Annotated in this window: 11 protein-coding genes; 3 read left to right on the forward strand and 8 right to left on the reverse strand. The window is 71.1% G+C overall.

Annotated features, from left to right (window positions below; translation table 11 throughout):
• Positions 1 to 150 precede the first annotated feature (150 nt).
• From ACZ5ON_RS35150 to ACZ5ON_RS35160, 3 genes are all read right to left on the reverse strand, one after another.
• The gene (locus ACZ5ON_RS35150; protein ID WP_465601451.1) at positions 151 to 2,154 is read right to left on the reverse strand and encodes an RICIN domain-containing protein; all 2,004 of its coding nucleotides are present in this window, start codon (positions 2,152 to 2,154) and stop codon (positions 151 to 153) included.
• 427 nt (positions 2,155 to 2,581) lie between these two features.
• Positions 2,582 to 3,397 (reverse strand): phytanoyl-CoA dioxygenase family protein, encoded by an 816-nt coding sequence (locus tag ACZ5ON_RS35155; protein ID WP_465601454.1) that lies wholly within the window; start codon positions 3,395 to 3,397, stop codon positions 2,582 to 2,584.
• A 60-nt stretch (positions 3,398 to 3,457) separates the two neighbouring features.
• The gene (locus ACZ5ON_RS35160) at positions 3,458 to 4,303 is read right to left on the reverse strand and encodes a TrmH family RNA methyltransferase (protein ID WP_465601457.1); all 846 of its coding nucleotides are present in this window, start codon (positions 4,301 to 4,303) and stop codon (positions 3,458 to 3,460) included.
• Between the two features lie 223 nt (positions 4,304 to 4,526).
• Between ACZ5ON_RS35160 and ACZ5ON_RS35165 the strand changes: the two genes are divergently transcribed.
• Positions 4,527 to 4,802 (forward strand): hemerythrin domain-containing protein, encoded by a 276-nt coding sequence (locus tag ACZ5ON_RS35165; RefSeq protein WP_465601460.1) that lies wholly within the window; start codon positions 4,527 to 4,529, stop codon positions 4,800 to 4,802.
• Positions 4,803 to 5,203: 401 nt separating this feature from the next.
• Positions 5,204 to 5,713 (forward strand): universal stress protein, encoded by a 510-nt coding sequence (locus ACZ5ON_RS35170; protein ID WP_465601463.1) that lies wholly within the window; start codon positions 5,204 to 5,206, stop codon positions 5,711 to 5,713.
• 56 nt (positions 5,714 to 5,769) lie between these two features.
• On the opposite strand, the gene ACZ5ON_RS35175 is transcribed toward ACZ5ON_RS35170, so the two are convergent.
• Positions 5,770 to 6,837 carry a polysaccharide deacetylase family protein gene (locus ACZ5ON_RS35175; protein WP_465601466.1) on the reverse strand — a complete coding sequence of 356 codons (1,068 nt, stop codon included), beginning with the start codon at positions 6,835 to 6,837 and terminating at the stop codon, positions 5,770 to 5,772.
• A gap of 593 nt (positions 6,838 to 7,430) precedes the next feature.
• Here ACZ5ON_RS35175 and htpG point away from each other — a divergent pair.
• On the forward strand, positions 7,431 to 9,347 hold the full coding sequence (gene htpG / locus ACZ5ON_RS35180) for a molecular chaperone HtpG (RefSeq protein WP_465601468.1): 1,917 nt from the start codon (positions 7,431 to 7,433) through the stop codon (positions 9,345 to 9,347).
• A gap of 182 nt (positions 9,348 to 9,529) precedes the next feature.
• Here the strand turns inward: htpG and ACZ5ON_RS35185 are convergent, their stop codons facing one another.
• From ACZ5ON_RS35185 to ACZ5ON_RS35200, 4 genes are all read right to left on the reverse strand, one after another.
• Positions 9,530 to 10,036, reverse strand: a complete 507-nt coding sequence (locus ACZ5ON_RS35185; RefSeq protein WP_465601471.1) for an SRPBCC family protein — start codon at positions 10,034 to 10,036, stop codon at positions 9,530 to 9,532.
• Positions 10,037 to 10,147: 111 nt separating this feature from the next.
• A complete protein-coding gene (locus tag ACZ5ON_RS35190) occupies positions 10,148 to 10,414 on the reverse strand; it encodes a hypothetical protein (RefSeq protein ID WP_465601474.1) in 267 nt (88 codons plus the stop codon).
• Positions 10,415 to 10,640: 226 nt separating this feature from the next.
• Positions 10,641 to 11,054 (reverse strand): MFS transporter, encoded by a 414-nt coding sequence (locus ACZ5ON_RS35195; RefSeq protein ID WP_465601476.1) that lies wholly within the window; start codon positions 11,052 to 11,054, stop codon positions 10,641 to 10,643.
• A 351-nt stretch (positions 11,055 to 11,405) separates the two neighbouring features.
• Complete coding sequence (locus ACZ5ON_RS35200) at positions 11,406 to 11,582, reverse strand: hypothetical protein (protein WP_465601479.1); 177 nt, start codon at positions 11,580 to 11,582, stop codon at positions 11,406 to 11,408.
• Between the last annotated feature and the right edge of the window lie 148 nt (positions 11,583 to 11,730).

The raw sequence follows: 11,730 nt of genomic DNA on the forward strand, positions 1-11,730 counted from the left end.
GGAGACCACACAAAAAAAGGGAAAACCGAGCAAAAACAGGGGGGGGGGAAGAAAAAACAGACCACTTGGGGACCGGGGGGGGAGGGGGGGGGGGGGGGGGGAACCCCCCCCCCCCCCCCCCACCTCCGGGGGGAATGCCGGCCTGGGGTGTCAGGAAGCCGGCTGGATGGTCCAGTTCTGGTACGCCTGCTGGTTCGGCTGCTGCAGCTCGAGCAGCCAACCGCCGTAGTACCAGCGGTTGCTGGCCCCGAGCACCAGCGAAGAGCCCTTGGGAGCGAGGGTGTACCCGCTGCCCGCGGCGGTCAGCTTCCAGGCCTGCGAGTCCTTGTCCCCGCACGGCTGCTGGAACACGAACTGGCCCTGGGCGAGGTCGCCGCCGACCTGGAGGCACTTTCCGGACAGCACGCTCTTGACCCGGACGTTGCCGTCGCCCGCGTCGTCGAACAGCCACTGCTGGTTCTGGTAACCGGTGCGCTGGTAGGCGATCAGCACGTCACCGTCGTTGGTCGAACCACCCCACATGTCGGCCACCTGGCCGGTGAGGCTGTTGGACATCAGGTACGGCGTGCCGGGCTTGGTCGGACCGGTCGGGTTCGCCTTGGCGATCGTGTGGAAGGAGGCCGCGCGGCCGGGCTGAGAGGTGCTGCCGCTCTGGTCGCGGACCGCCACTGCCACCTGGTAGTCGGTGTCCGGCTGCAGCGAGACCAGCCGCACCACGGTCGACGTCACGGTGCCGATCGCGCGCCCGTTCAGCCGGATCTCGTACCCGGCGGCGGAGTCGGTCTTCGGCCAGCTGAGGACCGCGGAGTTCTGGGTGACCTGGCTGACCGTCACGTTCGGTGCCTTGCCCGGTCCCTTGCTCGAGGTCGGGCTCGGGGTCGGTGTCGGCGACGGGTTGGGGTTGGGGTTGGTGCCGTTGTCGGCCATCAGGAAGCGGTTGTTGGCCACGTTCCAGTGCGAGGACAGGTAGCTGCCCGGCTTGGGGTTGGTGTTGAAGTAGTTGTCCTTGGTGCAGTCCAGCCGGTCCTGCTGGTTCTGGTCCGGGCAGACCGTCCGCATCTTCGGGTAGTACGGAGCGTCCGAGTAGCACATCAGGTCCCAGTCGACCGTGCAGTGCCCGGCCTTACTGGAGTCCGGCGCGCTGTTGTTCACCGCACCGAGGTTGTGGCCCAGTTCGTGCGCGGCGACATGGCCGCTCCAGCAGCCCGAGTCGCTCCGGCCGTACGAGGGGCCGAAGTTGCTCAGGTTGTCCTGGCTGGGGCGCTCGTCGCCCGCGAAGGTGCCGATGCCGCAGTACACCTGGGCGTCGGCGAACATCATGTACTTGCGGTCCTTGTGGTTGAAGCCCTTGGCCGCCAGCGCGTCGTTGGTCGCGCCGAACTCCTTCAGCGCCGAGTCCGGCAGCTCGACGTCGAGCACGTTGGCGGTGCAGTCGGCGTCGGTGACGAACCGGACGTGGCGGGTGCCCCCGGTCTGCTGGGCACTGGCGTTGTAGATGACGTCGACGTCCGCGGCCCACTTCTTGAAGGAGGCCAGGTACTGGGCGTACCGGTCCTCCCCGGAGCCGTGCACGTACAGCACCTGGACCCGGTTGCCGCTGCTGCCGTCACCGTCGCAGACCACCGTGGAGCCGCCGGCGGCGGCGGTCTTGCCCGGGCTCGCCGAAGCCGGCGCGGCCGAGGCCAGCGTGGCACCGGTCTGTGCGTTCAGCACCGGCGGCGCGCCCTTCAGCAGGTCGTCGGCCGCCGGCGCCTGGGAGTCGCCGTGCAGGTCCGGGTTCGGTGCCACCGCCGCCACGGCGGGGGCGACCGTCTTGTGGATGTCCACGTCCTTGGGGGCGGTGTCCGGGCCGTGGGTGCACAGATCGGCGGCGGAGGTGCGGAACACACCCGCGCACTTGTCGTCCTTGGTCGCGACGGTCAACCCCGTGTAGACCATGCCGCGCGCCGGATCGCTCTTCGGTACCGAGCTCAGCGGGGCCGGCGCCTCCTTGTGCTGCGGCGCCGCCGCGGGGGACGGCGGCGAGTCGTCACCCGCGGCGACCTGGGCCACCTGCGCCGTGGCGGCCGTGTGCGCGTCCTGACCGCTCGTGGCCACGTTGAGCCCGACGGCGGTGGCGATCACGCCCGCCGTCACGGCCACTGCCGTGATCACAAGCGGGCGACGGTTCCGCCGCCGGTGTGACGCTCTGTTCCGTGCCATGTAACCCTCCCTGTCGGCATGAGGGGTTCGCTGCCGACGTATTGGGAGAGCGGGGGCCCCGGCTCGGATAACAGAAAATCGGCCAAAATTTTTTTCGGCTGATCCAGTCCCACCCGAAGAGCCCGGCGTGCCGGCTTCGTTCGGGTCCGACCGAGGTGGGTTGACCGGTTCGGGCGGGCCGCGTGGGCAGGGCGGCATCCGCTCCGGTGGCGCTGCCGCGCGGGGCCGTGCGGACGAGGGCGAGGACGGCGCAGAGCGGGGCGAGGACGGCGCCGACGGCATTCGCCGAGTTGCGGACGGCCGTCACGGCGCAGCCGTCCCCCCGAGGTACCGCCGGGCCGACCTGCGGGAGATGTCCGGGCCGGCCCGGCGCCCCGCGTCAGACCGGTCGGCGCCCCGCGTCATCGGGCAGGCCCAGCCCGAGCCGGACAGCGCGTTCGACCGGCGAGTACGCGCCGTCGCTCCGGTCGAGGTCGAGCAGCCCGGTCGGCACCAGCGGCGGCTGGGCGATGAACCTGGGGCGGGTACCGCGGTTGGGCTGGGCGGCGTGGATCAGGAACGGATGGCACAGGTAGACGTCGCCGGCCCGGCCGGTGGCGAGGGCGGTCGGCCGGTCGGGGGCGTCGAGCCTGCCCGCGGCGTCCATCTCCGTGCAGAGGCCGAAGAGGTCGGCACCGCGCTCACCGGCGGGCTCCAGGAACGACGGGACGTCCTGGTGCGAGCCGACCTTGATCCGGGTCGGCCCGTGGTCGGCGTCGACGTCGGAGAACAGGAACAGCATCAGCAACGCCCGGCCGCGGGAGTGGAGGTTGAGCCAGTACCCGCTCTCACCCTCGGGGGTGTAGCTGGCGTCCATGTGCCACCCGGTGTCACCTGGATCGCCGGGGTGGGGGAACCGGATCGGGAAGGTTCCCAGGCCGACGCGCGGCACCCACCGGCCCGCGCCGACCAGTTGGTCGAAGGCGGCGTGCAGGCGCGGGGTCGTGGCCGCCCGCTGGAACGGCTCCTCGGCGTAGCCGTCGAGCCTGACGACCGGCTCGGTCCACGTTCCGGGGTCGTCCGGGTCGAGCCCCGTCTCACGCCACAGGAACGCCCGGCACTCCTCGGCCAACGGGCGCGGAAACGCCTCTTCGAGGCGGATGAAGCCGTCGGTGACGAACCGTTCGATCTGTTCTGCTGTCAGCACTTCCCGCACGCCCGCGATTCTCGGCCGCGATTCCGCAGGTGGGCAACCGAATTGTTCGGCCGGTCGGTCTCACACCGGGTGCGGACCGCGCCTCGCGGCTGCGATCCGCTGCCGGGCGGCCTCGTACAGCACCGCGGTGCCGGCGTTGGCCGCGTTCAGCGAGCTCGCCGCGCCGGTCATCGGGATGCTCACCGTGTGGTCGCACAACTCGCGCCAGGCGTTGCTGAGTCCACTGGTCTCATTGCCGACCAGCAGCAGCACCGGCTGGGTGAAGTCGAAGTCGAAGACATCGCAGTCGCCGTGCTCGTCCGTCCCCACCAGCATCACCCCGCTCCCAGAGGCCCGCTGATCGGCCACCCAGTCCGCCACCTCGCGCGGCGCGGGCACCCGGACCGCGGGCAGGGCGAACAGCGAACCGGTGCTGGCGCGGACCGACTTGGAGTCGTAGACGTCGGCGGCGTGCCCGGCCACGATCACGCCGTGCGCGCCGAATGCGTCGGCCGAGCGGATGATGCTCCCGATGTTCCCCGGGCTGGTCGGCCGGTCGAACAGCACTCCGAGGAAGTCGTCCCCCACCGGGATCCGGTCGAGGTCGTCGGCGGGCATCCCCACCACGGCGATCACCTCGGGCGCGGACTCGTTCTTCTCGCCGAGCTCGGCCAGCAGCTCCGGAGCCATCGCGATCTGCTCGGTCCGCACCGTCCGCAGCAGCTCCTGACCCCAGCGCGAGAGGTTCCGGCTCCCGTCGAAGATCAGTGCGCGCACCGGCCAGCCGTACTCCACCGCCAGCGAGATCGGCCGCACGCCCTGCACCAGGAACTCCCCCGCCCGCTGCCGCTTGTTGCGGTTGGTGAGCAGCGCCTGCCACTGCTGGAACCGCGCGTTGCGTGAGGTGATCCGCTGGACCGCTGGCACCTTGCCCCCGGGGTTTGAGTGAGCCTGCCGGACCGATCCGATTCAGCCGACCGTCAGTCAGAGTTCTTACCGATGCTTGCCAAAGGCTACCGGGCCGGGGGGTGCGGAGCGATGGCGGACGGCCGGGTGATTGGACGTCAGTGACCGTTTCGGGCATGGATGTTGGGCGCGTGCCACCATCACCGCACCTGCTGAAGACGCAGTTTGCCCGGCCGCCCCCGACGTGCTCCGCGCCCAGGCGGACCGGCTGATCGAGGGCGGCACCGACACCGTCGAGCTGACACCGCCGGATCTGGCGCGGCAACTGCGCACCCACTGCCTGGAATTCTGCGGGGCGTTGCAGAAGCACCACGGCGGCGAGGACGAGGCCGTCTTCCCGATGCCGGCCGAGCGGTTCCCCGCGCTCGCACCGGCGCTGGCACGGCTCGGCTCGGCGAGGAACACCGGGTGGTGGCGCAGCTGCAGAAGGTCCGCGACGTGGACCGGCCGGGCGACCTGAGCGCCTCGGCCTCGCAGGCCGAAGCCGAAAGTGTGCAGATTCGGTGAATTTTTGCCGGGACGACCACGGCTTGCCGGACACCGGAGCCCGTCACCCTGGGATCCGCCGCCCCTTCAACGCGCCGGCGACAGCGACCGGAGCGGAACACGACGGGACACCCCGACGGGATCCCGCCGCAGGTCAGGCCATACCAGGCCAGGGGCGGCCGCGCTCGCCGGAAGCACCCCGAACACCCCCGCAACACCCAGATGACACCCGCCAGCCATCAATACTCCTACGCATGGAAGGCGAAAGCGATCAGATGCTTTCGATTTGCAGGGCAATCGGCGGACATGGCAGCATAATCACAGGGATCGGGATTGGTCCCGTGGAGCGATCGAGAACGGAAGAAGTCAAGTCCCATGTCGCACGGCGCGCGTGTCATCGTCGGAGTGAGTGGCTCGTTGAACAGTCTGACCGCGCTGCACCGCGCGGTCGACGAGGCCCGTGCCCAGCAGGCGGTGCTGGTTCCCGTGCTGGCCTGGACGCCCGTGGGTGGCGAGCTCAGCTACCGCGCCCACCCCTGCCCGCCGCTGCTGCGCGCCTGGGAGGCGGCCGCCAGGGAGCGGCTGGAGCGCGCCTTCGAGGAGGCGTTCGGCGGGTTCCCCGTCGGCGTCGAGGTGGAGCCGCTGGTGATCCGCGGTGACGCCGGACCGGCCCTGGTCCACGTCGCGGACCGGCCGGGTGACCTGCTGGTCGTGAGCACCGGACGCCAGGGCAGCCTGCAGCGCTTCCTCCACGGCTCGGTGGGCCGCTACTGCCTGGCCCACGCCCGCTGCCCCGTCGTCGCCGTTCCGCCGTCCGCCCTCTACACGGACCTGCGGCAGATCTCCCGGGCGGTCGACCTCCGCGAGCTCTCGCACGCCGCCTGACCGCACGCCGTACGATCGCACCCCGCCCGGAGGCCGGGCGGGGTGCGATCGTACGGTCAGCAGTCCGGGAAGTCGAAGGTGTAGCCCTGCTGGACCAGCCACGGGAGCAGTTGGGCCAGCGCGGCCACCGTCTGGCTGCGGTCGCCACCGCCGTCGTGCATCAGGATGATGCCGCCCGGGTGCAGCTCGCGCTGTGCGGTGGCGACGATCTCCGGCACACCGGGCTTCGCCCAGTCGCGGGTGTCGACCGTCCAGCCGAGCGGGCGCAGACCGTCCTGTACGGCGATCTGTCGGTTCTGCGCGCTGAAGTCACCACCGGGGGCCCGGAACCAGGTGATCTTGGCGTCCGGGCCACCGGACTTGAGGATCATCGTCTTGGCCGCGTCGATCTCGTAGACCTGCTGCTCGTGCGGGAGGGTGTGCATCGGCTGCGGGTGGTTCACGGTGTGATCGCACAGGCGGTGGCCCTCGTCCAGGATGCGCTGGACCGTCTTCGGGTTCGCAGCGGCCTGGGGGCCGATCTCGCAGAAGGTCGCCTTGGCGTGGTACTGCTTCAACAGGTCGAGGATCGCGCCGGTGGCCGGGCCGGGGCCGTCGTCGAAGGTGAGCGCGACCGTCCTACCGCCGCTCGCGGTGCGGTACACGATCGAAGAGCCCGGAGCGTCCGGCGCGGGTGGCTGCGGCGCCGCGGCGGCGGCAGTGGGTCCGGTAGTCGCCGCCGGGGCCGGGGCGCCGGGAGCGGGCGCGTGCCGGGTGGGGGCTGCGGGGGTCGGGGTGCCGGGGGCCGGCGTGCTGGGGGCGGGTGTACCGGGAGGCGCGGTACTGGGCGTCGCGGTGCTGGGCGCACCGGCGGCGGGGAGCGCCGTGGTGGTGACGGTGATGCCGGGAGCGGCCGCACCGGGCGCACCGGCAACGGGTGCGGCCGCGGAGCCGAGCGCTGTCCTACCGGGGGCCGACTGCGCGGTCGCCGACGCGGTGGCGCCCACGTGGATGCTCGGGCTCGCGGCTGCGGAGGCGCCGTTCGAGGCCGGCCCGCACGCGCAGGCGAGGGCGAGTGGGAGGAGGGCGGCGCATCCTGCGGCGGCCCGGCGAAGAATCGTGCGGGTCGTGCCCTGATCCGGCATGGCTGTTGCTCCTGGGGTCGTACAAAGGCCCGGCATGACATCGGGCTTCCCTTCGACAATGGCCGTCGATCGCGCGCTTCCAAAGCGTTCACGGCTTCTTGAGACCGTTCTCACGTTCGGCGGGGGGCGACTGTGACGGGGCTCTCGTAGTCCGCCCCTCGGCCTGCCAGCCGTCCTCCCCCTGCCGCCCTCCCCCCTGCCGCCTCCCCCCTGCCGCCTCCCCCCGCTGTCCTCCCCCCAGCCGCCCTTCGCGGTCCGCAGCCGACGGCGCACGGGCGCAGCTCGTCGCGCGCACCGTCCGCACCCGCTCCGATCCACACTCCCCACGCTCCCCCGAACTTCCCCGCACTCTTCCGCCTCGGCGACTCGGCCGAGGAGTACGAACGGTCCTTCCACCCCCGGCCGGAGCGGGTCCGGAGAGGGCCGGCGACTCCGGGATCGCCGCGCCCCGTTCCGCGCCGCCGCCAGGACTTCCGCGGCCGGGAGGGGAGTTGACGCGCCCGGCGGCGGACAGCACTTCCACGCCGTCCGGTTGATCTACAGTGCTCGGGGTAGTTCCTGTCCCTTGGTGTCCTGAGGAGGAGTCACGAATCATGTCGACTGAGACGTTCGAGTTCCAGGTGGAAGCGCGCCAGCTGCTGCAGATGGTGATCCATTCGATCTACTCGAACAAGGACGTGTTCCTGCGCGAGCTCGTCTCCAACGCCTCCGACGCGCTGGACAAGCTGCGTCTGGAGGCACTGCGCGACGACGCGTTGGGTGCGGATGTGTCCGACCTGCACATCGAGATCGAGACCGACCGGGAGGCCCGCTCCCTGACCGTGCGGGACAACGGCATCGGCATGTCGTACGACGAGGTGATCCAGCTCATCGGCACGATAGCCAACTCCGGTACCGCGAAGTTCGTGCAGGAGCTGCAGGGGGCCAAGGACGCGGCCGCCACCGAGGGCCTGATCGGGCAGTTCGGCGTCGGCTTCTACTCCAGCTTCATGGTGGCCGACGAGGTCGTGCTGCTGACCCGGCGCGCCGGCGAGAGCCAGGGCACCCGCTGGACGTCAACCGGTGAGGGGACGTACACGCTGGAGACCGTGGCCGAGGCACCGCAGGGCACTTCGGTCACCCTGCGCCTGCGGCCCGCGGACACCGAGGACCAGCTCCACGACTACACCTCCGCCTGGAAGATCCGGGAGATCGTCAAGCGGTACTCCGACTTCATCACCTGGCCCATCAGGATGGCCGCCGAGGCCGCCCCGGGCACGGCGGACGGGGACGACGCCGCTGCACGCGAGCCCGAGACCCTCAACTCCATGAAGGCGCTGTGGGCCCGCTCCCGTGACGAGGTGTCCGACGACGAGTACCACGAGCTGTACAAGCACATCAGCCACGACTGGACGGATCCGCTGGAGACCGTCCGGCTGCAGGCGGAGGGCACCTTCGAGTACCAGGCCCTGCTGTTCCTCCCCTCGCACGCGCCGCACGACCTGTACACCCAGGGGTACAAGCGCGGCATCCAGCTCTACGTGAAGCGCGTCTTCGTGATGGACGACTGCGAGGCGCTCATGCCTCCGTACCTGCGCTTCGTCAAGGGCGTGGTCGACGCCCAGGACCTGTCGCTCAACGTGTCCCGCGAGATCCTGCAGCAGGACCGCCAGATCGAGCTGATGCGCCGCCGCCTGGCGAAGAAGGTGCTGTCCACCGTCAAGGACCTGATGACGGGCTCCCCGGAGCGCTACGCCACCCTCTGGCGCGAGTTCGGCCGCGTCCTCAAGGAGGGCCTGCTCAGCGACTACGAGAACCGCGACGCCATCCTCGCCGTCTCCTCGTTCGCCTCCACGCACGACAAGGAGGAGCCGACCACGCTCAAGCAGTACGTGGAGCGCATGAAGGAGGGGCAGGAGCACATCTACTACCTGACCGGCGAGTCCAGGCAGACCATCGAGAACTCGCCGCACATGGAGGCTTTCCAGGCCAAGGGCATCGAGGTCCTGCTGCTCACCGACCCCGTCGACGAGGTGTGGGTGGACTCCGTTCCCGAGTTCGACGGCAAGCAGCTGCGGTCCGTCGCCAAGGGCGAGGTCAACCTCGGTACCGAGGAGGAGGAGCAGGCCGGGACCGAACGCGAGCAGCGGCAGCAGGAGTTCGCGGAGCTGCTGACCTGGATGGCCGGCCGGCTGAGCGAGGAGGTCAAGGAGGTGCGCCTCTCCTCGCGGCTGACCGTCTCGCCCGCCTGCATCGTCTCGGACACCCACGACGCGACGCCGGCCCTGGAGAACCTGTACCGCGCCATGGGCCAGGAGATCCCCCGGGCCAAGCGCATCCTGGAGCTCAACCCCGGCCACCCGCTGGTCAGCGGTCTCAGGACGGCGCACACCGAGCGCGCGGACGACCCGGGCCTCGGTGAGACCGCCGAACTCCTCTACGGCATGGCCCTCCTCGCCGAGGGCGGCCAGCTGCGGGAGCCGGCCCGCTTCATCAAGCTGATGGCCGACCGGCTGGAGCGGGCCCTGTAACCCGCCGTAGCCCCTCAGGCCCGTCTCCCCGGCCGTCTGGTCGGGGAGACGGGCGTCCGGGCGTCCGCCCCGGGACGGCTTCCGGTGTGCCACCGCCGGGTCCGCTACCGGTGGCTCCTCCCGTCCACCCCGACGGAGGTCGGCTGTGCGAAGGCCGCCGGAAGCCCGCCCCCGGGACGGACTCAGGCTTCGGCGCGCTCCCTGATGCGGTCGAGGGTCGACCGGATGCCCTGTTCCAGCATGCCCAGCCGGTGGGCGATGATCTGCTCCTCCTGCTCGGGCTGGGCCGCGATCGCCTGGCTCAGGTACGAGCCGCCCTGTCCGAGCGTGACCGACTGGCGCAGCCGGGTGCCGCCGTCCTCGGCCTCCAGGTCGAACCGCCAGCGGGCGACGGGCCGGCCGAAGTCGCCCTGGGGTGCCCGGACCTCCCAGCCGAACGCACGCTCCGGCTGGTAGTCGAAGATCCGCGAGACGGTCTCCCAACTGCCCAGCCGGTCGTTCCGGTTGCGCCCGACGAAGGTCGCACCGAGGGCCGGCCCGGGAGCGCCGTCCAGCCACTCGACCTCGTACAGCTCCCCGCCGAGCCCGGCCGGCGTGGTGATGTCGCTGACCAGCGCCCAGACCCGCTCCGGCGGCGCGGCCACGTGCACGTTCACCTCGACCGCCGGACTGTCCGCCAACCGCACCATCGCTGTCCTCCCCATAGCACCGTTCTGCCACCGAACACCGTATCCGGCCCGGCAGACGGTGCGCTACTGACTAGTAACCAGGCGCGGGTCGGCAGCTCCGGGAGGACAGCTTCAGTAGCTCCGCAGGACGGCTTCGCACTCCCGGCAGCGCCGGTCGTACAGCTTCGGCGGGTACCAGGGCTCTCCCGGCCTGGCCGGCCGGTAGTGGCTGTGTTCCATCGGGTCGGTGCTCAGCCCGCACAGCGTCGTCGGCAAAGGGTCCTCCAACGCGTCGGGATCAGCCCCCGCCGCGTGGACCAGGAGCACGACCGGCTCGACGCCCTCCGGCCCGATCGCCTGGTCGGGGTCCAGCTCGAACAGCACGATCACGGAGCCCATACTGCGACCCTGCGGCAGGTCGGCCCCGGGCGCATCCCGGAGCGCCGAGCGCTGCCGCCGCACTCCGGGCCCTGGACCCGGTGCCTCACTCGGATCAACGGGAGTCGGCCATGACGGCCGCCCGCCGACAGCGGTGTCCTGGCCGCCGGCCAGGTACGACACGGGCGCGCCGCCGACGTCGCCGCCAGGTCCCGCACCGGGTCGGATGATCCTGGGCAAGGTCGTCTCAGGCTCCCTTCCGGCTGTCGGCCGAGTGGCGTCCCAGCGTCAGCAGGGCGCAGGCGGCGGCCGCGGCGGAGGCGAGCATCGACGGCGTCAGCGCCGCCGCGCCGATGCCCTGGGCCGCACGCGCGGCGACGAGCAGCCAGAGGTTCCCCGAGATCCCGCCGGCGAGCGAACCGGTGCCGAACAGCAGCAGGGCCCAGAGGGAGAACCGGCGGGGACCGGTCAGGTCGGCGGCTCGCCCGCCGACGACCAGGAAGCTCGCGAAGAACAGCGCGTAGCCCGACACCACCCACTGCAGCCGGTCGGCCGGCAGGCCGAGCCCTGAACCGATACTGGGGAGAGCGACGTAGATGATGGAGTAGTCGAGGGCCACCAGGAACTGGGCGGTCGACAGGGCGACCAGGGCCGCCACCATGCGGTCGCTGTATCCGGCCCGGGACGTGGGCTGCGAAGTGCCCGGTAAGACCTCGGTGGAGGCTCCTCCTGCACCGCACCCACCACGCAGGCCGGCGCGATCAGGGAAAGCCCGACCAGTCCGGCCAGTCGCGTACGCAATTTCCACTCCCTGGTGGTCGATTCGCCATGTCGTTTCCGACATCCACCGCTCTGCCCGGTGACGTTCCCGCTCGGCTCCCACGGTTTTCCCGTCCGGGGCGACCCGGCGGTGCCGAGGCGGTATCGCGCGCGACCGGCGCTGCGGCATTCGCCGGCTCGCCGAGGAGATCCCGGACCAGCTGTTCGCGTGCCATCGCCAGCGGAATGACGGTCAGGGCCAGCAATACCGCTCCCGTCCAGCTGGCGCAGGGGGCGCCGAATCGGTCCACGGCAAGGAGATCGCGGTTCCCGCGGTGCCTTCCGAGACGCCCAGCGAGCCGCCGATCGGGGTGAGCAGGCCGATGGGGAGCAGCTCGGTGGTGACCGGGGAGAAGATGTCGACCGCCACGGCGAGCACCGCGCACCAGGCCTTCACCCGCGACCGCTTCGACCATCCGTCGGGCCGAGTAGCCGGGGGGAATCTCACCCCCCGGCCCTCACAGAACCGTGCGTAACAGTCTCCCGTTACACGGCTCGTGCCGCTCTGATCGTCAGAC

It is taken from the genome of Kitasatospora sp. NPDC032150, assembly GCF_055579945.1.